We start from the raw sequence: 21168 nt of genomic DNA on the forward strand, positions 1-21168 counted from the left end.
GAGAGCCGGTGCGCCAGGTGGATCGGCAGCGGCATCAGCTCGGGCGTCTCGTCCGAGGCGTAGCCGAACATCAGGCCCTGGTCGCCGGCGCCCTGCTTGTCCAGCTCGTCCTCGTCGCCCTCGACGCGCTTCTCGTACGCGGTGTCGACACCCTGGGCGATGTCCGGGGACTGCGACCCGATGGACACCGACACGCCGCAGGAGGCGCCGTCGAAGCCCTTCTTCGAGGAGTCGTAACCGATCTCGAGGATCTTGTTCCGGACGAGGGTCGGGATGTCCGCCCACGCCTTGGTGGTCACCTCACCGGCGACGTGCACCAGGCCGGTGGTGATCAGCGTCTCGACGGCGACGCGCGAGGTGGGGTCCTCGCGCAGCAGGGCGTCGAGAATGGTGTCGCTGATCTGGTCAGCGATCTTGTCGGGGTGGCCCTCGGTGACGGACTCCGAGGTGAACAGACGACGGGACACAACGCTCCCTGGGGTTGCAGCGGCTGCTGGCTACTCGTGACGCGGACCGGCAGGGGGCTGCGCCCCGCGACGTTCCACGAACAGTCTATCGGTCGTGGTCGGACAATGGACCAGGTGTCTCGCCTGGCGAATACCGGCGACCGGGCGGAACCGGCCTGCGGCAAGGCAGATGTGCCCGTCGGAGTGGGGCGCAAATCACTCCTGGGGTGGTGTTTCGCACCTCCGGCGGAGCGGGATCGCGCCACCGGAGGGCCGCCGCCGGAGCGGGCGGGATGCGTCAGGTCGCGGGGCGCAGCCGGGGCAGGACCAGGTCCCAGACCGTCTCGGCGAGCGCTTCCTTCGGCCCGTACGGCACGGGGGTCTCGGCGCCGTCCGCGGCGAGGACGACGGCCTCGTTCTCCTCGGAGCCGAAGGTCTTGCGCTCCCCCACCTCGTTGACGACGAGGAGGTCGCAGCCCTTGCGGGCGAGCTTCGCGCGGCCGTTGGCGAGGACGTCGTCGGTCTCGGCGGCGAAACCGACGACCACCTGGCCGGGCAGGGCGCGGTCGGCGGCCAGCTCGGCGAGGATGTCGGGGTTGCGGACGAGCTCGATCGTCGGCGCGCCCCCGTCGTCCTTCTTCTTGATCTTGCCGGGGGCGTAGACGGCCGGGCGGAAGTCGGCGACGGCGGCGGCCATCACGACCGCGTCGGCGTCGGCGGCGGCCTTCAGGACGGCCTCGCGGAGCTGGACGGCGGTGCCGACGTGGACGACGTCGACCCCGGCCGGGTCGGCGATGCCGGTGTTCGCCTCGACGAGGGTGACCCGGGCGCCGCGGGCGGCGGCGGCCTTCGCGAGGGCGTAGCCCTGCTTGCCGGAGGAGCGGTTGCCGAGGTAGCGGACGGGGTCGAGGGGCTCGCGGGTGCCGCCCGCGCTGACGACGACGTGCCGGCCGGCGAGGTCGGGGGCGGTGACGCCGCGCGCGAGGATCCTGCGGCAGACCTCGAAGATCTCCGCCGGGTCGGGCAGCCGGCCCTTGCCGGTGTCGACGCCGGTGAGGCGGCCCACGGCGGGCTCGATGACGACGGCGCCGCGGCGGCGCAGGGTGGCCACGTTCTCCTGGGTCGCCGGGTGCTCCCACATCTCGGTGTGCATGGCGGGGGCGAAGACGACCGGACAGCGCGCGGTGAGCAGGGTGTTGGTGAGCAGGTCGTCGGCGAGGCCGTGGGCGGCCTTGGCGAGCATGTCGGCGGTGGCGGGCGCGACGACGACGAGGTCGGCGGCCTGGCCGATCCGCACGTGCGGGACCTCGTGGACGGACTCCCACACCTCGGTGGAGACGGGGTTCCCGGAGAGCGCGGACCAGGTCGCGGCGCCGACGAAGTGGAGGGCGGAGTCGGTGGGGACGACGCGCACGTCGTGGCCCGACTCGGTGAGCCGGCGGAGCAGCTCGCACGCCTTGTAGGCGGCGATGCCGCCGCTGACGCCCAGGACGACCTTCGGCTTGGACACGACTTCCACGACTCCCCGCACTCGGCTGCGTACGACTCCATGAGACACCACAGGCCCGGCGGATGTTCCGCCGGGCCTGTGGTGACGAGCATTACTTACAAGCGCTGCATGCTTACTGCGCGGGGCCCTCGATGGCCTCGGACGTCAGCAGACCCGCGTTGATCTCGCGCAGGGCGATCGAGAGCGGCTTCTCGTGGACGTGGGTGTCGACGAGCGGACCCACGTACTCCAGCAGGCCCTCGCCGAGCTGGGAGTAGTACGCGTTGATCTGACGCGCGCGCTTGGCCGCGTAGATCACGAGGCTGTACTTCGAGTCCGTGGCCTCGAGCAGCTCGTCGATCGGCGGGTTGATGATGCCCTCGGGCGCGGTGATGGAAGAGGACACGCTCTACCTTCCGAAGATGGAAAAAAGATCAGACAACGTGCATCAACGTTAGCAGCTCGCGTGCGACGTCCTCGACGGAGGTGTTGACGAGCGTGGTGTCGAACTCCGATTCGGCGGCCAGCTCGACCTTCGCGGCCTGCAGCCGGCGCTCGATGACCTCGGGCGACTCGGTGCCGCGGCCGGTGAGCCGGCGGACCAGCTCGTCCCAGCTCGGCGGGGCCAGGAAGACCAGCTGGGACTCCGGCATGGAGTCCTTCACCTGCCGGGCACCCTGGAGGTCGATCTCCAGGAGCACGGGTTCACCGGAGTCCAGACGCTCCAGGACGGCGCCGCGCGGGGTGCCGTAGCGGTTGCCCGCGAACTCGGCCCATTCGAGGAGCTCACCGTTGGCGATCAGCTTGTCGAACTCGTCGTCCGTGACGAAGAAGTAGTGGACGCCGTGCTTCTCGCCGGGGCGGGGCTTGCGGGTCGTCGCCGACACCGAGAGCCAGACCTCGGGGTGGACCTTGCGCATATGAGCGACGACCGTGCTCTTGCCGACCCCTGAGGGGCCGGAGAGCACGGTCAGTCGCGGACGTGCCTCTGCTGCCATGCAGCGATTATTCCAGCTTCACCGGTGTGCCCGGGACGCGTGCCCCGGGCCGGGAAGCCCGACCGGTCACCCGATCAGGCGCCGGTGCTGCCGAACTCGCGCTCCAGGGAGGCGATCTGGTTGGAGCCGAGACCACGGACGCGGCGGCTCTCGGAGATGCCGAGGCGCTCCATGATCTGCTTGGCGCGGACCTTGCCGACGCCCGGCAGGGACTCGAGCAGCGCGGAGACCTTCATCTTGCCGATGACGTCGTTCTCCTGGCCGGTCTTGATGACCTCGTGCAGGGAGGCACCGGAGTGCTTGAGTCGATTCTTGACCTCGGCCCGCTCCCGGCGAGCCGCGGCGGCCTTTTCGAGCGCGGCTGCGCGCTGTTCAGGGGTAAGGGGCGGAAGAGCCACGCCTACGTCACCTCGGATGTCGATCTGTCGGATACGGACCGGTGAGGAACCTGGACGCCCCACACCAGTGGAGCAACGATCAACGGTGTGGTCGTTGAACGCCTGCTCTGCTCCGGAGACTAGCGGCCGAGGCCGCTCCAGTCAGCGAGAACAGAGGAAAAGTCCTGGTCAGCATCGACCGACCAGGACTTTTCCGGCATATCGACCCGGTTTTGAGCCAAGTTTTCGTCAAGGAGTGAGACGGCTCACCACCGGGCACCCCGTCCGCTCCGACCTGCGGATTGTCCGGGAGCCCGGTCAGCCGGCGACGGCCGCGCGGATCTCGTCCGCGTAGCGGTGCGCCGAGTCCCGCAGGGCGGCCACGTCCGGGCCGTTCCTGAGGACCCCGCGGCTGACGTTCGGGACGACGTTGCGGACCGCCGCGCCGAAGACGGCGGGGAGGTCGGCGGGGGTCGCGCCCTGGGCGCCGATGCCGGGGGCGAGGAGCGGCCCGTTGATGTCGAGGTCGAAGGAGGACAGGTCGCCGAGGGTGGCGCCGACGACCGCGCCGAAGGAGCCCATCGGGGTCTCCCCCGCGTTCTCCTCGGCGAGGTGGGCGAGCATGGTCGCGCCGATGGTCCGGCCGTCCTCGCGGACCGCGCGCTGGACCTCCGCGCCCTCCGGGTTGGAGGTGAGGGCCAGCACGAAGAGGCCGGCGCCGGACTCCCGGGCCAGGTCGACGGCCGGCTTGAGGGCGCCGTAGCCGAGGTACGGGGAGACCGTCAGCGCGTCGGAGAAGAGCGGGGAGTCCTTGCGCAGGAAGGTCTCCGCGTACGCGGCCATGGTGGAGCCGATGTCGCCGCGCTTGGCGTCCATGACGACCAGGCCGCCCGCCGCGCGCAGGTCGGCGGTGGCGCGCTCCAGGACGGCGATGCCGCGCGAGCCGAAGCGCTCGAAGAAGGCGGACTGCGGCTTGAAGACGGCCACGGTCTCGGCGAGGGCCTCGACGACGGTGAAGGTGAAGCGCTCGAGACCGGCGATGTCGTCGGTCAGGCCCCAGGAGTCGAGCAGGGCCGCGTGCGGGTCGATGCCGACGCAGAGGGGGCCGCGCTCGTCCATGGCGGAGCGCAGGCGGGTGCCGAAGGAGAGAGTCACTGGGCGGCCTTTCGGTTGTCGGCGCCGACGGCCTCGGCGAGGGTGGCGTACGGGGAGGCCGCGAGGCGCGCGGCGAGGCCCTTGTGGATCGCGCGGGCGTAGAAGGGGCCCTCGTAGATGAAGGCGCTGTAGCCCTGGATCAGGGTGGCGCCGGCGAGGATGCGCTGCCAGGCGTCCTCGGCGTTCTCGATGCCGCCGACGCCGACGAGGACCAGGCGGTCGCCCACGCGCGCGTGGAGGCGGCGCAGGACGGCGAGGGAGCGCTCCTTGACGGGCGCGCCGGACAGGCCGCCGGTCTCCTTGATCAGCGCGGGGTCGGACTTCAGGCCGAGGCCCTCGCGCGCGATGGTGGTGTTGGTGGCGATGATGCCGTCGAGGCCGAGCTCCAGGGCGAGGTCGGCGACCGCGTCGACGTCCTCGTCGGCCAGGTCGGGGGCGATCTTGACCAGGAGGGGGACCCGGCGGCCGGTGACCGTGCGGTCGGCCGCCTCGCGGACCGCGGTGAGCAGCGGGCGCAGGGACTCGGTGGCCTGGAGGTTGCGCAGGCCGGGGGTGTTCGGGGAGGAGACGTTGACGACGAGGTAGTCGGCGTGCGCGGCGAGGCGCTCGGTGGACTTCACGTAGTCGGCGGCGGCCTCGGCCTCGGGGACGACCTTGGTCTTGCCGATGTTGACGCCGACGACGGTCTTGAAGACCGGGTTACGGGTGGCGAGGCGCTCGGCGACGGCGGCGGAGCCCTCGTTGTTGAAGCCCATGCGGTTGATCAGGGCACGGTCCGGGACGAGCCGGAAGAGGCGCTTCTTGGGGTTGCCGGGCTGGGCCTCGCCGGTGACGGTGCCGATCTCGACGTGGTCGAAGCCGAGCATCGACATGCCGTCGATGGCGACGGCGTTCTTGTCGAAGCCGGCGGCGAGCCCGAAGGGGCCGTGCATCCGCAGGCCGAGGGCCTCGGTGCGCAGCTCCTTGTGGCGGGGCGCGAGGACGGCGGCGACGAAGGTGCGCAGGACCGGGACGCGGGCGGCGAGCCGGATCCAGCGGAAGGCCATGTAGTGGGCCTGCTCGGGGTCCATGCGCTTGAAGACCAGGTTGAAGAAGAACTTGTACATGTGTCTGTCGTCCAGATGTGCTCATGACGAGGGGGACACCGCAGTCCTGCCGGTGTCCCCCTCCTCGTACGGGCTCTTAGTCGCGGGCCGCGGTCAGGTGCTCCGCGTGCTCCTGGAGCGAGCGGACGCCCACGCCGCCGTGGTTCAGCGCGTCGATGCCCTGGACGGCCGCGGCGAGCGCCTGGACCGTGGTGAGGCACGGGACGCTGCGCGCCACCGCGGCCGTACGGATCTCGTAGCCGTCGAGGCGGCCGCCGGTGCCGTACGGGGTGTTGACGATCAGGTCGACCTGGCCGTCGTGGATGAGCTGGACGATGGTCTTCTCGCCGTTCGGGCCCTCGCCCTCGCTGAGCTTGCGGACGACCGTGGCGTTGATGCCGTTGCGCTTGAGGACCTCGGCGGTGCCGGAGGTGGCGAGCAGCTCGAAGCCGTGGGCGACGAGCTCGCGGGCCGGGAAGATCATCGAGCGCTTGTCGCGGTTGGCGACCGAGATGAACGCGCGGCCCTTGGTGGGCAGCGGGCCGTAGGCGCCGGCCTGCGACTTGGCGTAGGCCGTGCCGAAGACCGCGTCGATGCCCATGACCTCACCGGTGGAGCGCATCTCCGGGCCGAGGACGGTGTCGACGCCGCGGCCGTGCACGTCGCGGAAGCGCGACCACGGCATCACGGCCTCCTTGACGGAGATCGGCGCGTCGAGCGGCAGGGTGCCGCCGTCGCCGTTCTTCGGCAGCAGGCCCTCGGCGCGCAGCTCGGCGATGGTGGCGCCGAGCGAGATGCGGGCGGCGGCCTTCGCGAGCGGCACGGCGGTCGCCTTCGAGGTGAAGGGGACCGTGCGGGAGGCGCGCGGGTTGGCCTCCAGGACGTAGAGGATGTCACCGGCCATGGCGAACTGGATGTTGATCAGGCCGCGGACGCCGACGCCCTTGGCGATGGCCTCGGTGGAGGCGCGCAGGCGCTTGATGTCGTAGCCGCCGAGGGTGATCGGGGGCAGGGCGCAGGCCGAGTCGCCGGAGTGGATGCCGGCCTCCTCGATGTGCTCCATGACGCCGCCGAGGTAGAGCTCCTCGCCGTCGTAGAGCGCGTCGACGTCGATCTCGATGGCGTCGTCGAGGAAGCGGTCGACCAGGACCGGCCGGGTGGGGCTGATCTCGGTGGACTCGGCGATGTACGACTCCAGGCGGGCCTCGTCGTACACGATCTCCATGCCGCGGCCGCCGAGCACGTACGAGGGGCGTACGAGGACGGGGTAGCCGATCTCGTCGGCGATGGCCTTGGCGCCGGCGAAGGTGGTCGCGGTGCCGTGCTTGGGGGCCGGGAGGCCCGCCTCGGCGAGGACGCGGCCGAAGGCGCCGCGGTCCTCGGCGGCGTGGATGGCCTCCGGGGAGGTGCCGACGACCGGCACGCCGTTGTCCTTGAGCGCCTGCGACAGGCCCAGCGGGGTCTGGCCGCCGAGCTGGACGACGACACCGGCGACGGGGCCGGCGAGGGTCTCGGCGTGGACGATCTCCAGCACGTCCTCGAGCGTCAGCGGCTCGAAGTACAGGCGGTCGGAGGTGTCGTAGTCCGTCGAGACGGTCTCCGGGTTGCAGTTGACCATCACGGTCTCGTAGCCGGCCTCGCTCAGGGCGAAGGAGGCGTGGACGCAGGAGTAGTCGAACTCGATGCCCTGGCCGATGCGGTTCGGGCCGGAGCCCAGGATGATCACGGCGGGCTTCTCGCGCGGGGCGACCTCGGTCTCCTCGTCGTAGGACGAGTAGAAGTACGGGGTCTTGGCGGCGAACTCGGCGGCGCAGGTGTCGACCGTCTTGTAGACCGGGCGGACGCCGAGGGCGTGCCGGACCTCGCGGACGACGTCCTCGCGCAGGCCGCGGATCTCGGCGATCTGGGCGTCGGAGAAGCCGTGGCGCTTGGCCTCGGCGAGCAGCTCGGGGTCGAGCTTCTCGGCGGCGGCCAGCTCGTCGGCGATCTCCTTGATCAGGAAGAGCTGGTCGACGAACCAGGGGTCGATCTTCGTGGCGTCGAAGACCTCCTGCGGGGTGGCGCCGGCGCGGATGGCCTGCATGACCGTGTTGATGCGGCCGTCGGTCGGGCGGACCGACTCGCGGAGCAGCTCGGCCTTGTCGCCGGGCTCGCCGACGAAGGTGAACTGCGAGCCCTTCTTCTCCAGGGAGCGCAGGGCCTTCTGGAGCGCCTCGGTGAAGTTGCGGCCGATCGCCATGGCCTCGCCGACCGACTTCATGGTCGTGGTCAGCGTGGAGTCGGCGGAGGGGAACTTCTCGAAGGCGAAGCGCGGGGCCTTGACGACGACGTAGTCGAGCGTGGGCTCGAAGGACGCCGGGGTCTTCTCCGTGATGTCGTTCGGGATCTCGTCCAGCGTGTAGCCGACGGCGAGACGGGCCGCGATCTTGGCGATCGGGAAGCCGGTCGCCTTGGAGGCGAGCGCCGAGGAGCGGGAGACGCGCGGGTTCATCTCGATGACGATGATCCGGCCGTCGTCGGGGTTGACGGCGAACTGGATGTTGCAGCCGCCGGTGTCGACGCCGACCTCGCGGATGATCGCGATGCCGATGTCGCGCAGGCGCTGGTACTCGCGGTCGGTGAGGGTCATCGCCGGGGCGACGGTGATCGAGTCACCGGTGTGGACGCCCATCGGGTCGAAGTTCTCGATGGAGCAGACGACCACGACGTTGTCGTTCTTGTCGCGCATGAGCTCCAGCTCGTACTCCTTCCAGCCGAGGATGGACTCCTCCAGGAGCACCTCGGTGGTCGGGGAGAGCGTGAGGCCCTGGCCGGCGATGCGGCGCAGCTCCTCCTCGTCGTGGGCGAAGCCGGAGCCGGCGCCGCCCATGGTGAAGGAGGGGCGGACGACGACGGGGTAGCCGCCGAGCTCCTCGACGCCCTTGAGGACGTCGTCCATGGAGTGGCAGATGACCGAGCGGGCGGACTCGCCGTATCCGATCTTGGCCTTGACGGCCTCGACGACGCCCTTGAAGAGGTCGCGGTCCTCGCCCTTGTGGATGGCCTCGACGTTGGCGCCGATGAGCTCGACGCCGTACTTCTCCAGGACGCCCTGCTCGTGCATGGAGATCGCGGTGTTGAGCGCGGTCTGGCCGCCGAGGGTGGGCAGGAGGGCGTCGGGGCGCTCCTTGGCGATGATCTTCTCGACGAACTCGGGGGTGATCGGCTCGACGTAGGTGGCGTCGGCGATCTCCGGGTCGGTCATGATCGTGGCCGGGTTGGAGTTGACCAGGATCACCCGCAGGCCCTCGGCCTTGAGGATGCGGCAGGCCTGGGTGCCGGAGTAGTCGAACTCGGCGGCCTGTCCGATGACGATCGGGCCGGAGCCGATGACCAGGACGGACTGGATGTCGGTGCGCTTAGGCACGCTCGGCCTCCATGAGGGTCACGAAGCGGTCGAAGAGGTACGCGGCGTCGTGCGGGCCCGCGGCCGCCTCGGGGTGGTACTGGACGGAGAAGGCCGGCTGGTCGAGCAGCTGGAGTCCTTCGACGACCTGGTCGTTCAGGCAGACGTGGGAGACCTCGGCACGCCCGTAGGGGGTGTCGGAGACCTTGTCGAGGGGCGCGTCGACGGCGAAGCCGTGGTTGTGCGCGGTGACCTCGACCTTGCCGGTGGTGCGGTCCTGGACGGGCTGGTTGATGCCCCGGTGGCCGTACTTCAGCTTGTAGGTGCCGAAGCCGAGGGCGCGGCCGAGGATCTGGTTGCCGAAGCAGATGCCGAAGAGCGGCGTCCTGCGCTCCAGGACGGCCTGCATGACGGCGACCGGGTGGTCGGCGGTGGCCGGGTCGCCCGGGCCGTTGGAGAAGAACACGCCGTCGGGGTTGACGGCGTAGACGTCCTCGACGGTGGCGGTGGCGGGGAGGACGTGGACCTCGATGCCGCGCTCGGCCATCCGGTGCGGGGTCATGCCCTTGATGCCGAGGTCGACGGCGGCGACGGTGAAGCGCTTCTCGCCGATCGCGGGGACGACGTACGCCTCCTTGGTGGCGACCTCTGCGGAGAGGTCGGCGCCGGTCATCTCGGGGGCCTGGCGGACCTCGGCGAGCATGGTGCCCTCGTCGGGCAGCGCGTTGCCGGAGAAGATGCCGACGCGCATGGCGCCGCTCTCGCGCAGGTGGCGGGTGAGGGCGCGGGTGTCGATGCCGGAGATGCCGACGACGCCCTGGCTGCGCAGCTCGTCCTCCAGGGAGCGCTGGGAGCGCCAGTTGGAGGAGACGCGGGCGGGGTCGCGGACCACGTAGCCGGAGACCCAGATGCGGCCGGACTCGGGGTCCTCGTCGTTGACGCCGGTGTTGCCCACGTGCGGGGCGGTCATCACGACGACCTGGCGGTGGTACGACGGGTCGGTGAGGGTCTCCTGGTAGCCGGTCATGCCGGTGGAGAAGACCGCCTCGCCGAAGGTCTCCCCCACGGCCCCGTAGGCGCGGCCGCGGAAGATGCGGCCGTCCTCCAGGACGAGTACGGCGGGAGTCTTGGCGGCTCCCCTGGTGGAGGTCGTCATCGTACGATGCCTTCCGTCGTATTGATCATGGAATTGATGGCTTCGACCCAGGCCGTGTGCTCGGCGGCCCGGTCGGAGCGGAAGCCGGAGTCGAGCTGCTCGCCGCCGTGCTCCCAGGTGACGATCAGGAGCCCGCCCTCGGTGAGGACCTTGCCGGCGATGCCCTTGTCGAGACGGGCCCCGCGCAGGGCGGCGGCCGGCACGAAGAAGTCGTTCGCCCCGGGGCGTACGACCTCGATCCCGGCGTCGGTGAGCGTGAGCTCGGCACGGCTGCGGGTGCCGAGGCCGTGGGCGACGATCCGGTCGAGCCACTGCCCGGCGGTCGTGGACCCGTGGTAGCGCCCGCTGAGAGTCAGTTTCGCGTCACCGGCCCGGTCCGGCACGGTGGGGAGCTCGGGCAGGTCCGACTGGAGGCTGCCCCGCCACTTCCAGCCCTGGCGCATGAGCCAGTACACGAGGACGACGAAGAGCAGCAGTCCGGCGACCCAGCCGAGCCGCCCGGCCCAGTCGGTCACCTCCGCCGACTTCTGCTCGGCTGCCTCTGCGGCGATTGCGATGAGTGGTGTCACGCCAGCTTCCCGTCCACGACCGTTGCCCGGCCCCGCAGGAAGGTGTGGGTGACGCGTCCCGGCAGCTCACGGCCCTCGTAGGGGGTGTTGCGGCTGCGGGAGGCGAAGTCCGCGGGGTCCACGACACCACGGTAAGCCGGATCGACCAGCGTCAGGTTCGCGGGCTCACCAGCCGAGACGGGGCGGCCGTGGCCCTTGGCCCGTCCGATGCGGGCGGGCGCGAAGGACATCCGGTCGGCGACGCCGGCCCAGTCGAGGAGGCCGGTCTCGACCATCGTCTGCTGGACGACGGAGAGGGCGGTCTCCAGGCCGACCATGCCCATGGCGGCGGCGGCCCACTCGCAGTCCTTGTCCTCGTGCGGGTGCGGGGCGTGGTCGGTGGCGACGATGTCGATCGTGCCGTCGGCCAGCGCCTCGCGCAGGGCGAGGACGTCCTTCTCGGTGCGCAGCGGCGGGTTGACCTTGTAGACCGGGTTGTACGAGCGGACCAGCTCGTCCGTGAGGAGGAGGTGGTGCGGGGTGACCTCGGCGGTGACGTCGATGCCGCGGGACTTGGCCCAGCGGACGATCTCGACGGAGCCGGCGGTGGAGAGGTGGCAGATGTGGACGCGGGAGCCGACGTGCTCGGCGAGGAGGACGTCGCGGGCGATGATCGACTCCTCGGCGACGGCGGGCCAGCCGCCGAGGCCGAGCTCGGCGGAGACGACGCCCTCGTTCATCTGGGCGCCCTCGGTGAGGCGGGGCTCCTGGGCGTGCTGGGCGACGACGCCGCCGAAGGCCTTCACGTACTCCAGGGCGCGGCGCATGATCACGGCGTCGTCGACGCACTTGCCGTCGTCGGAGAAGACGGTGACGCCGGCGGCGGAGTCGTGCATGGCGCCGAGCTCGGCGAGCTTCTTGCCCTCCAGGCCGACGGTGACGGCGCCGATGGGCTGCACGTCGCAGTAGCCGGCCTCCTGGCCGAGGCGGTAGACCTGCTCGACGACACCGGCGGTGTCGGCGACCGGGTGGGTGTTGGCCATGGCGAAGACGGCGGTGTAGCCGCCGGAGGCGGCGGCGCGGGTGCCGGTGAGGACGGTCTCGGAGTCCTCGCGGCCGGGCTCGCGCAGGTGGGTGTGGAGGTCGACGAGGCCGGGCAGCAGGATCTGGCCGTCGGCCTCGACCACGGTCGCGCCCTCGGCGGACAGGCCGGTGCCGACCTCGGCGATGGTCTCGCCGTCGATCAGGACGTCCTGGACGTCGCCGCCGAGAACCTTGGCACCGCGGATAAGGATCTTGCTCATGGTTACTTGTTCTCCTCGGTGCGGGTGTGGCTGACGGCGGACTCGTTGCCGCCCAGAAGCAGGTAGAGGACGGCCATCCGGACGGAGACGCCGTTGGTGACCTGCTCGACGACCGTGCAGCGGTCGGAGTCGGCGACCTCGGCGGTGATCTCCATGCCGCGGACCATGGGGCCGGGGTGCATGACGATGGCGTGCTCGGGCATCTTCGCCATCCGCTCGCCGTCGAGCCCGTAGCGGCGCGAGTACTCGCGCTCGGTCGGGAAGAAGGCGGCGTTCATCCGCTCGCGCTGCACACGGAGCATCATCACCGCGTCGGACTTCGGCAGCACGCTGTCGAGGTCGTACGAGATCTCGCAGGGCCAGGTCTCGACGCCGACGGGGACCAGGGTCGGCGGGGCCACCAGGGTGACCTCGGCGCCGAGGGTGTGGAGCAGGTCGACGTTGGAGCGGGCGACCCGGCTGTGCAGGACGTCGCCCACGAGGGTGATGCGCTTGCCGGCGAGGTCCTGGCCGAGGCCGGCGTCGCGGCCGACGAGGCGGCGGCGCATGGTGAAGGCGTCCAGGAGGGCCTGGGTGGGGTGCTGGTGGGTGCCGTCGCCGGCGTTGATGACGGGGGCGTCGATCCAGCCGGAGGTGGCGAGCCGGTACGGGGCGCCGGAGGCGCTGTGCCGGATGACGACCGCGTCGACGCCCATGGCCTCCAGGGTCTGCGCGGTGTCCTTGAGGGACTCGCCCTTGGAGACGCTGGAGCCCTTGGCCGCGAAGTTGATCACGTCGGCGGAGAGGCGCTTCTCGGCGGCCTCGAAGGAGATCCGGGTCCGGGTGGAGTCCTCGAAGAAGAGGTTGCAGATGGTCCGGCCGCGCAGGGTCGGCAGCTTCTTGATGGGCCGGTCGGCCACCCGGGCCATCTCCTCGGCGGTGTCGAGGATCTGGACGGCGTCGTCGCGGGTGAGGTCGGCGGCCGAGATGAGGTGACGCATCATCGGGGTTTCGCTCCGTGGTGGGAGGGTGAGGACATGCGGGTGCGCAGGGCTGTGCCCCGGACCCGTCGGGGGTGCCGGTCCGGCTAGGAGGAGGCGGGCTTGCTGCCGAGCAGGACGGTGTCGCGACCGTCTTCCTCGGCGAGCAGCACCTTGACCGTCTCCCGCAGCGACGTGGGGAGGTTCTTGCCGACGTAGTCGGCGCGGATCGGGAGCTCGCGGTGGCCGCGGTCGACGAGGACGGCGAGCTGGACGGCGCGCGGGCGGCCGATGTCGCCGAGGGCGTCGAGGGCGGCGCGGATGGTGCGGCCGGAGAAGAGGACGTCGTCGACGAGGACGACGAGGCGGCCGTCGATGCCGTCACCGGGGATCTCGGTGCGGCCGATGGCGCGGGCGGGCTTCAGCCGCAGGTCGTCCCGGTACATGGTGATGTCGAGGGAACCGACCGGGATCTTGGTGCCGGTGATCGATTCGAGCTTCTCGGCGAGCCGGCCGGCGAGGAAGACGCCGCGGGTGGGGATGCCGAGGAGGACCACGTCGTCGGCGCCCTTGGCGCGCTCGACGATCTCGTGGGCGATGCGGGTCAGGACCCGCGCGATGTCCGGGGCCTCCAGAACGGGCCGCGCGTCATCGCTGTACTGCTGCTGGGTGTCCATGGGAAACGGACCTCCTTCTCCGCCTCACGGGACGGCTCTTAAAGGACGTCGGATTTGCGCCGTTCACTCTACCAGGGGTGCGCGGCGGATTCCCGCGCACCCCTGCCGCCGTTCCGGGCGCCGTCCCCCGGGAGGGGGCGGTACGGACCATTCGGCTTGACGGGTGGGTGTAACGCTGCGTAACCTCACAGTGAGTTACCAGCCGCGCGGCGCAGCCGCATGTCGTCACAGCGTCCGGGAGCGTTATGTCCAGCGAATACGCAAAGCAGCTCGGGGCCAAACTCCGCGCCATCCGCACCCAGCAGGGTCTGTCCCTCCACGGGGTGGAGGAGAAGTCCCAGGGCCGCTGGAAGGCGGTCGTGGTCGGCTCGTACGAGCGCGGTGACCGTGCGGTGACCGTGCAGCGTCTCGCCGAGCTGGCCGACTTCTACGGGGTGCCGGTGCAGGAGCTCCTGCCGGGCACGACCCCGGGCGGGGCCGCCGAGCCGCCGCCGAAGCTGGTCCTGGACCTGGAGCGCCTGGCGCACGTGCCGCAGGAGAAGGCCGGCCCGCTCCAGCGCTACGCGGCGACGATCCAGTCGCAGCGCGGCGACTACAACGGCAAGGTGCTGTCGATCCGTCAGGACGACCTGCGCACCCTCGCCGTCATCTACGACCAGTCCCCCTCGGTCCTCACCGAGCAGCTGATCAGCTGGGGCGTCCTGGACGCGGACGCGCGCCGCGCGGTCGCCCACGAGGACAACTGACCCTCGGCGAGGGCACAGCAGAAACGTACCGCCGGGCCCGTGGACGTCATCCGACGTCCACGGGCCCGTCGCTTTTCCCCGGAGCGCCGGGGCGTACGCGAAGGGGCCCGCAGCACCGAGTGCTGCGGGCCCCTTCGCATGCCGTACGGGACTAGGCGTCCGCGTCCCGGCGCAGGCGCGGCTTCAGGTCCTTGAGGCGCCCCAGCAGACCGTTGACGAAGGCCGGGGACTCGTCGGTGGAGAACTCCTTGGCGAGCTGCACCGCCTCGTCGATCGCGACCGCGTCGGGCGTGCCGTCCTCCCAGATCAGCTCGTACGCGCCGAGGCGCACGATGTTCCGGTCGGCGACGGGCATCCGGTCGAGGTCCCAGTCCACCGCGTAGGTCGCGATGAGCTCGTCGATCCGCGCCACGTAGGACGCGTATCCCTCGACCAGCTGCATGGTGAAGTCGCTCACCGGCGGCTGTCGGTCGTCGGACCGCGAGTGCCGGACCTGGTCCGCGAGGACCTCCTGCACGGAGGTGCCGCGCTGGTCCGCCTCGAAGAGGATCTGGAAGGCGCGCTTGCGCGCCTTGCTCCGAGCGGCCACGGTTACTTGTTCACCCGGCCGAGGTAGTCGCTGGTGCGGGTGTCGACCTTGATCTTCTCACCGGTGGTGATGAAGAGCGGGACCTGGATCTCGTGGCCGGTCTCCAGGGTGGCGGGCTTGGTGCCGCCGGTGGAGCGGTCGCCCTGGACACCCGGGTCGGTGTGCTGGATGGTCAGCTCGACGGCGGCGGGGAGCTCGACGTAGAGCACCTCGCCCTCGTGCTGCGCGACGGAGGCGGTGAAGCCCTCGATCAGGAAGTTGGCGGTGTCGCCGACGGCCGCGCGGGAGACGTGCAGCTGGTCGTAGGTCTCCATGTCCATGAAGACGAAGTAGTCGCCGTCCATGTAGGAGAACTGCATGTCGCGGCGGTCGATGGTGGCCGTGTCGACCTTCACGCCCGCGTTGAAGGTCTTGTCGACGACCTTGCCGGACAGCACGTTCTTGAGCTTGGTGCGCACGAAGGCCGGGCCCTTGCCGGGCTTGACGTGCTGGAACTCGACGACGGACCAGAGCTGGCCCCCGTCGAGCTTGAGCACCATGCCGTTCTTGAGGTCGTTCGTGGAAGCCACGGTTGCGGAATCTCCTGGACTGACGTGGACCGGGGAGGCGTACGCGCCTTACAGCGCGAGCAGCTCCTTGGTCGTGATGGTGAGTAGCTCGGGTCCGCCGTCCGCCTCCTGGCGCACGACGAGCGTGTCATCGATCCGGACCCCGCCCCGTCCCGGGAGGTGAACCCCCGGTTCGACGGTGACCGGCACACAAGCGTCCAGTTTACCCATGGCCGAGGGTGAGAGCTGCGGGTCCTCGTCGATTTCGAGCCCCACCCCGTGCCCGGTGAGGGGCACGGCGGCCTCCGCGTGCCCCGCGGCGTCCAGGATCTGGCGGGCCGCCCGGTCCACGTCCCGGTAGTCGGCGCCGGGGGCGAGGGACTCGCGTCCCGCCCGCTGAGCGGCGAAGACGAGCTCGTACAGCTCGATCTGCCAGTCGGCGGGGGTGGTGCCGATGACGAAGGTCCGGCCGATCTCGCACCGGTAGCCGCGGTAGTCGGCGCCGAGGCAGACGGAGAGGAAATCACCCTCCTCGACCCGCCGGTCGGTGGGCCGGTGCCCCCGGCGCCCGGAGTGCGGGCCGGTCCCCACCGAGGTGGGGAAGGCCGCCCCGTCGGCGCCGTGGTCGACGAGCCGCCGCTCCAGCTCCAGGGCGAGGTGACGCTCGGTCCGCCCCACGAGGATCGACTCCAGGAGCTCGCCGAGCGCCTGGTCGGCGATCTCCGCCGCGATCCGCAGACAGGCGATCTCGTCCTCGTCCTTGACGATCCTGAGCTGCTCCACGGCGCAGGCGAGGTCGGCGAGGCGCAGTCCCGGGGCGACGGAGCCCATGGCCCGGTGCCGGGCCACGGTCAGATGGTGCTCCTCGACCGCGAGCGCGTCGGCGCCGGCCCGGCGGGCTAGGTCGACGGCGGTGACCGCCGGATCGCCGCCGCCGGTGGACAGGACCTGCTGCCGGAGCAGCTCGTCGAGCCGCCCGTCGGCCGGCTCGCCACCGGGCGCGACGGGGCAGAGCAGGACGTCGGTGTCCGGCTCCGGCCCGACGAGCAGGACCGCGCCGGGCGGCGAACCACCCGCGAGATAGCGGACGTTGGCGGGGCGGGAGACCAGGGCCGCCGGGCTGCCCGCGGCCGCGCACCGGTCGCGCAGCCGTACACGGCGGTCCGCATACACCTCTGACATGCTCCGAGCCTACGAGCGTGGCGGCGGGCCGTCCTGTTCAGAACGGCCGTCCGGGCGGGCTCACCAGGTCGGCGGGCTCGCGATCGCGCGGGCGAGGACGTCGTCGAGGACGCGCGCGGTGGTCTCGACGTCGTACGTGGAGTTGTCGATGATCGGCAGGCCCGAGCCGTACCAGCCGGCCATCCGGCCGTGGATGGCGGCGACCTCCTCGTCCGAGAGGCGCCGGTTGCCGCTGCGCTCGGCGTTGCGCTCCAGGACGATCTCCAGGCCCGGCAGGAGGACGACGGGCAGCAGACCGGGGCCCACGTGGCGCTTCCAGCCGCCGAGGCCGACGACGGGCCGGTCGGGGAAGACGGCGTCGTCGACGATGCAGGAGATGCCGTTGGCGAGGAAGTTGCGCGCGGCGAAGCCGCAGGTGCGGCGGGCGAGCCGGTACTGCGCCTCGGAGTGCTCGTTCCAGCCGGACTGCGGGTCGGCGAAGCCGGAGCAGACCCATTCGCGGACGTCGTCGAGGCTGATGTGCGCGGTGGGCACGCGGCGGCGCTGCGCCCAGTGCCGGGCGACGGTCGTCTTGCCCGCGCCCGCGGGCCCGATGAGCAGCACGGCGAGGGTCGCCGTCCCGGTCCCGGCACCGTGCTCCACGGGCGACGCGCCCGGCACGGCCGGCGCGCCCACGGGCGGCAGCGGAACGTGCCCGGTGAGATCGGCGCGCGGCGGGGCGGCGGGGTGCGGCCCGGAGGCGGGGTGCGGCGGGGCGGCCGGATGCGGCCCCGAGCCGGGATGCGGCGGGGCGGCGGGGTGCGGCCCGGGGGCCGGATGCGGTGGGGTGGCGGGGTGAGGGGCCGCCGGACGCTGCGGTACGCCTCCGGGGGTGCCCCAGCCCGGCGGGGCGTGCGGGGGCCGGGGAGCGCCGGCCTGGACGGTCGGGTGCACACCGAGCCGGGGTCCGGAGGCCGGCCCCGGGTACGGAGCGCCCGGCGGAACCGGCGGGGGGACGACCGGCTGCCCACCGGGGTCGCCGCCGGCCGCCGGACCCCCCACTGCGTGCTGCATCCGGTGCCACTCCGTCTCGTGCGCCTGATGGATCCCCGGACCGGTGTGTCCGTGGACGGGCGAAACGTTACCGTCCCCGGCCCCCGCAGGGGGAACGGCCGGGGACGCCTCCTGGTGCCCGGCCGCCCCTGTCAGACCTTGTCAGGCCCTGTTCAGCCGGTGAGCTCCTCGGCGAGCGCCCGCAGCGCCAGCCGGTAGGAGCCGATCCCGAACCCGGCGACCGTCCCGGTCGCCACGGCCGCGATGACCGAGGTGTGCCGGAACTCCTCGCGGGCGTACGGGTTCGAGATGTGCACCTCGATCAGCGGGGCGGTCCGCTGGGCGGCGGCGTCCCGCATCCCGTACGAGTAGTGCGTGAACGCGCCGGGGTTGATCACCACCGGGATCGAGCCGTCCGCGGCCTCGTGGAGCCAGCGGATCATCTCGCCCTCGTCGTTGGTCTCCCGCACCTCGACGTCGAAGCCGAGCTCCGCGCCGAGGGTCCGGCAGGACTCGACGAGCCCCTTGTAGGAGGTGGCGCCGTAGATGTCGGGCTCGCGGGAGCCGAGACGGCCCAGGTTGGGGCCGTTGAGCACCAGAACCGGACGCGTCCCGCTCACGCGGACACCTCGCCGTACGCCGCGATCAGGACGGCCGGGTCGGGGCCCTCCAGGACGGTCGGCTTGCCGAGCCCGTCGAGCACGATGAAGCGGAGCAGGTCGCCGCGGGACTTCTTGTCGACCCGCATGGTCTCCAGGAGCTTCGGCCACTGGTCGCCGCGGTAGGTGAGCGGCAGGCCCACGGACTCCAGGATCGCGCGGTGCCGGTCGGCGGTGGCGTCGTCGAGCCGCCCGGCGAGGCGGCCGAGCTCGGCGGCGAAGACCATGCCGACGGAGACGGCGGCGCCGTGGCGCCACTTGTAGCGCTCGTTCTTCTCGATGGCGTGGGCGAGGGTGTGGCCGTAGTTGAGGATCTCGCGGCGGCCGGACTCCTTGAGGTCGCCGGAGACGACCTCGGCCTTGACCTTGATCGAGCGGACGAGCAGCTCGGCGGTGTGCGGACCGGCGGGGGTACGGGCGGCCTGCGGGTCCTCCTCGATGAGGTCGAGGATCACCGGGTCGACGATGAAGCCGGCCTTGATGATCTCCGCGAGCCCGCTGACGTAGTCGTGGACCGGCAGCGAGTCGAGGGCCGCGAGGTCGCACAGGACCCCGGCGGGCGGGTGGAAGGCGCCGACGAGGTTCTTGCCCTCGGCGGTGTTGATGCCCGTCTTGCCGCCGACGGCCGCGTCGACCATGGCCAGGACGGTCGTCGGCACGGCGATCCAGCGCACGCCCCGCAGCCAGGTCGCGGCCACGAAGCCCGCGAGGTCGGTGGTGGCGCCGCCGCCGACGCCGACGACGACGTCGCTGCGGGTGAAGCCGGTCTGGCCGAGCGCCTTCCAGCAGTAGGCGGCGACCTCGGCGGTCTTCGCCTCCTCGGCGTTCGGCACCTGGATGGCGACCGCCTCGTAACCCTGCTCGGCGAGGTCCGCGCGGAGCGCCTCGCCGGTGTCGGCGAGCGCCTCCGGGTGGATCACGGCGACCCGCTTGGCCTGGGTGCCGATCAGGCCGGGGAGCTCACCGAGGAGCTGCCGCCCGACCAGTACCTCGTACGGGTCGGTGCCCGCGGAACCGCCGACCTGGATACGGGTGACCTGGTCCTGGTCCGTCATACGTCCTTCAACTCCAGTGCGTCGAGGACCGCCTGGGCGACCTCTTCGGGGGTGCGGTCGTCCGTGGTGACGACGGCGCGTGCGACTTCTTCGTACAGATGGCGGCGCGCCTCCATCAGCTCGCGCCACTGGCGGCGCGGGTTGACGGCGAGCAGCGGCCGGGCGGTGTTGAGGCCGACCCGGCGTACGGCCTCCTCGACGTCCATGGAGAGGTACGCGACGGGCAGCCCGGCGAGCAGGGCGCGGGTCCCGGCGTCCAGGACGGCGCCGCCGCCGAGGGCGAGGACGCCCTCGTGCTCGGCGACGGCCGCGGCGACCGCGGCCCGCTCCAGGGCGCGGAAGTGCTCCTCGCCGTCCTCGACGAAGATGTCGGAGATCTCGCGTCCTTCGGCGGCGACGATGTCGGCGTCGGTGTCCCGGTAGGGCGCGCCGAGCCGTTCGGCCAGGAGCGCGCCCACCGTGGACTTGCCGGAGCCCATGGGCCCGACGAGGACGACCAGGGGTCCGGCGGTCACCGGATCGTCAGGTTGTCGAGGTAGGACCGGACGTTGCGACGGGTCTCGGGGACGCTGTCGCCGCCGAACTTCTCGACGACCGCGTCCGCGAGGACGAGCGCGACCATGGCCTCGGCGACGATGCCGGCGGCGGGGACGGCGCAGACGTCGGAGCGCTGGTGGTGGGCGGCCGCGGCCTCGCCGGTGGCGACGTCGATCGTGGCCAGGGCGCGCGGGACGGTCGCGATCGGCTTCATCGCGGCGCGGACGCGCAGCAGCTCGCCGGTGGTCAGGCCGCCCTCGGTGCCGCCGGAGCGGCCGGAGGTGCGCTTGATGCCGTCCTCGGTGCGCACGATCTCGTCGTGGGCCTTGGAGCCGGGCACGCGGGCGAGGTCGAAGCCGTCGCCGACCTCGACGCCCTTGATGGCCTGGATGCCCATGAGGGCGGCGGCGAGGCGGGCGTCGAGACGGCGGTCCCAGTGGACGTGCGAGCCGAGGCCGACGGGCACGCCGTAGGCGAGGACCTCGACGACGCCGCCGAGGGTGTCGCCGTCCTTGTGGGCCTGGTCGATCTCGGCGACCATCGCCTTCGACGCGTCGGCGTCGAGGCAGCGGACCGGGTCGGCGTCGAGCTTCTCGACGTCGGCGGGGGTCGGGTAGACGCCGTAGGGGGCCTTGGCGGCGGCGAGCTCGACCACGTGGGAGACGATCTCGATGCCGGCGGCCTCCTTGAGGAAGGACCGGGCGACGGCGCCGAGGGCGACACGGGCGGCGGTCTCCCGGGCGCTGGCGCGCTCCAGGATCGGCCGGGCCTCGTCGAAGCCGTACTTCTGCATGCCGGCGAGGTCGGCGTGGCCGGGGCGGGGCCGGGTCAGGGGCGCGTTGCGGCCCGTCTCCTTGAGCTCCGAGGGGTCGACCGGGTCGGCCGACATGACCTTCTCCCACTTGGGCCACTCGGTGTTGCCGACCATGACGGCGATCGGGGAACCGAGGGAGAGCCCGTGCCGGACGCCGCCGAGGAAGGTGACCTCGTCCTGCTCGAACTTCATGCGGGCGCCACGCCCATAGCCGAGGCGTCGCCGCGCCAGGTGGTCCGCCACCAGCTCAGTGGTGACCGGGACGCCGGCGGGAAGACCCTCCAGCGTCGCGACCAGCGCGGGTCCGTGGGATTCCCCAGCGGTCAGCCAACGCAACCTGCTCAACGATGCTCCTCATGCTCGCGCCCGGGCACTGCGACGGCGCGACCGGGTGCGCGGCCCTGGCCCGCCTTCCCCGATCCTCCCA

General features: G+C 71.8%; 22 protein-coding genes. 1 reads left to right on the forward strand and 21 read right to left on the reverse strand.

What is annotated here, in order from left to right; all coding sequences use genetic code 11:
• The 13 genes from ACH4TP_RS25340 to pyrR all read right to left on the reverse strand — a co-directional run.
• A partial coding sequence (locus ACH4TP_RS25340; protein ID WP_308439740.1) for an S-adenosylmethionine synthetase N-terminal domain-containing protein occupies positions 1 to 467 on the reverse strand: 467 nt, incomplete at its 3' end.
• Positions 468 to 744: 277 nt separating this feature from the next.
• The gene (gene coaBC / locus ACH4TP_RS25345; protein ID WP_398439243.1) at positions 745 to 1956 is read right to left on the reverse strand and encodes a bifunctional phosphopantothenoylcysteine decarboxylase/phosphopantothenate--cysteine ligase CoaBC; all 1212 of its coding nucleotides are present in this window, start codon (positions 1954 to 1956) and stop codon (positions 745 to 747) included.
• A 112-nt stretch (positions 1957 to 2068) separates the two neighbouring features.
• A complete protein-coding gene (rpoZ, locus tag ACH4TP_RS25350) occupies positions 2069 to 2341 on the reverse strand; it encodes a DNA-directed RNA polymerase subunit omega (protein ID WP_005319902.1) in 273 nt (90 codons plus the stop codon).
• Between the two features lie 28 nt (positions 2342 to 2369).
• A complete protein-coding gene (gene gmk, locus ACH4TP_RS25355; protein ID WP_389238329.1) occupies positions 2370 to 2933 on the reverse strand; it encodes a guanylate kinase in 564 nt (187 codons plus the stop codon).
• 74 nt (positions 2934 to 3007) lie between these two features.
• On the reverse strand, positions 3008 to 3331 hold the full coding sequence (locus ACH4TP_RS25360) for an integration host factor (protein ID WP_030204477.1): 324 nt from the start codon (positions 3329 to 3331) through the stop codon (positions 3008 to 3010).
• A 297-nt stretch (positions 3332 to 3628) separates the two neighbouring features.
• The gene (gene pyrF / locus ACH4TP_RS25365; protein WP_398439244.1) at positions 3629 to 4465 is read right to left on the reverse strand and encodes an orotidine-5'-phosphate decarboxylase; all 837 of its coding nucleotides are present in this window, start codon (positions 4463 to 4465) and stop codon (positions 3629 to 3631) included.
• Positions 4462 to 5571: a quinone-dependent dihydroorotate dehydrogenase gene (locus ACH4TP_RS25370; protein ID WP_389238327.1), complete on the reverse strand. Its 1110-nt coding sequence runs from the start codon at positions 5569 to 5571 to the stop codon at positions 4462 to 4464. The genes pyrF and ACH4TP_RS25370 overlap by 4 nt, the downstream gene beginning before the upstream one ends.
• 76 nt (positions 5572 to 5647) lie before the next feature.
• Positions 5648 to 8956 (reverse strand): carbamoyl-phosphate synthase large subunit, encoded by a 3309-nt coding sequence (gene carB / locus ACH4TP_RS25375; RefSeq protein WP_389238325.1) that lies wholly within the window; start codon positions 8954 to 8956, stop codon positions 5648 to 5650.
• Entirely contained in the window at positions 8949 to 10091 is a 1143-nt protein-coding gene (carA, locus tag ACH4TP_RS25380; RefSeq protein WP_389238323.1) for a glutamine-hydrolyzing carbamoyl-phosphate synthase small subunit, read from the reverse strand. The genes carB and carA overlap by 8 nt, the downstream gene beginning before the upstream one ends.
• Positions 10088 to 10660 (reverse strand): hypothetical protein, encoded by a 573-nt coding sequence (locus tag ACH4TP_RS25385; RefSeq protein WP_389238321.1) that lies wholly within the window; start codon positions 10658 to 10660, stop codon positions 10088 to 10090. Before ACH4TP_RS25385 ends, carA begins: the two co-directional genes overlap by 4 nt.
• Entirely contained in the window at positions 10657 to 11943 is a 1287-nt protein-coding gene (locus tag ACH4TP_RS25390; protein ID WP_389238319.1) for a dihydroorotase, read from the reverse strand. Before ACH4TP_RS25390 ends, ACH4TP_RS25385 begins: the two co-directional genes overlap by 4 nt.
• Before the next feature lie 2 nt (positions 11944 to 11945).
• Entirely contained in the window at positions 11946 to 12926 is a 981-nt protein-coding gene (locus ACH4TP_RS25395) for an aspartate carbamoyltransferase catalytic subunit (RefSeq protein ID WP_389238317.1), read from the reverse strand.
• A gap of 83 nt (positions 12927 to 13009) precedes the next feature.
• Positions 13010 to 13579, reverse strand: coding sequence for a bifunctional pyr operon transcriptional regulator/uracil phosphoribosyltransferase PyrR (gene pyrR / locus ACH4TP_RS25400; RefSeq protein WP_389238315.1), 570 nt, complete (start codon positions 13577 to 13579; stop codon positions 13010 to 13012).
• A 245-nt stretch (positions 13580 to 13824) separates the two neighbouring features.
• Here pyrR and bldD point away from each other — a divergent pair, with 245 nt between their 5' ends.
• Positions 13825 to 14325: a transcriptional regulator BldD gene (gene bldD / locus ACH4TP_RS25405; RefSeq protein WP_017242229.1), complete on the forward strand. Its 501-nt coding sequence runs from the start codon at positions 13825 to 13827 to the stop codon at positions 14323 to 14325.
• A 151-nt stretch (positions 14326 to 14476) separates the two neighbouring features.
• On the opposite strand, the gene nusB is transcribed toward bldD, so the two are convergent.
• From nusB to aroC, 8 genes are all read right to left on the reverse strand, one after another.
• Complete coding sequence (nusB, locus tag ACH4TP_RS25410; protein WP_389238313.1) at positions 14477 to 14914, reverse strand: transcription antitermination factor NusB; 438 nt, start codon at positions 14912 to 14914, stop codon at positions 14477 to 14479.
• A gap of 2 nt (positions 14915 to 14916) precedes the next feature.
• A complete protein-coding gene (gene efp / locus ACH4TP_RS25415) occupies positions 14917 to 15483 on the reverse strand; it encodes an elongation factor P (RefSeq protein WP_116162015.1) in 567 nt (188 codons plus the stop codon).
• Positions 15484 to 15531: 48 nt separating this feature from the next.
• Positions 15532 to 16644 (reverse strand): aminopeptidase P family protein, encoded by a 1113-nt coding sequence (locus ACH4TP_RS25420; protein WP_398439246.1) that lies wholly within the window; start codon positions 16642 to 16644, stop codon positions 15532 to 15534.
• Between the two features lie 60 nt (positions 16645 to 16704).
• On the reverse strand, positions 16705 to 17697 hold the full coding sequence (locus ACH4TP_RS25425; RefSeq protein WP_398439247.1) for an AAA family ATPase: 993 nt from the start codon (positions 17695 to 17697) through the stop codon (positions 16705 to 16707).
• Positions 17698 to 17849: 152 nt separating this feature from the next.
• Positions 17850 to 18296, reverse strand: coding sequence for a type II 3-dehydroquinate dehydratase (gene aroQ / locus ACH4TP_RS25430; protein ID WP_389238307.1), 447 nt, complete (start codon positions 18294 to 18296; stop codon positions 17850 to 17852).
• Entirely contained in the window at positions 18293 to 19390 is a 1098-nt protein-coding gene (gene aroB / locus ACH4TP_RS25435) for a 3-dehydroquinate synthase (protein WP_389238305.1), read from the reverse strand. The genes aroQ and aroB overlap by 4 nt, the downstream gene beginning before the upstream one ends.
• Positions 19387 to 19905, reverse strand: a complete 519-nt coding sequence (locus ACH4TP_RS25440) for a shikimate kinase (protein ID WP_398186553.1) — start codon at positions 19903 to 19905, stop codon at positions 19387 to 19389. Before ACH4TP_RS25440 ends, aroB begins: the two co-directional genes overlap by 4 nt.
• Positions 19902 to 21086: a chorismate synthase gene (aroC, locus tag ACH4TP_RS25445; RefSeq protein ID WP_389238301.1), complete on the reverse strand. Its 1185-nt coding sequence runs from the start codon at positions 21084 to 21086 to the stop codon at positions 19902 to 19904. The genes ACH4TP_RS25440 and aroC overlap by 4 nt, the downstream gene beginning before the upstream one ends.
• Between the last annotated feature and the right edge of the window lie 82 nt (positions 21087 to 21168).

It is taken from the genome of Streptomyces sp. NPDC021012 (assembly GCF_044333355.1).
Lineage (GTDB): Bacteria > Actinomycetota > Actinomycetes > Streptomycetales > Streptomycetaceae > Streptomyces.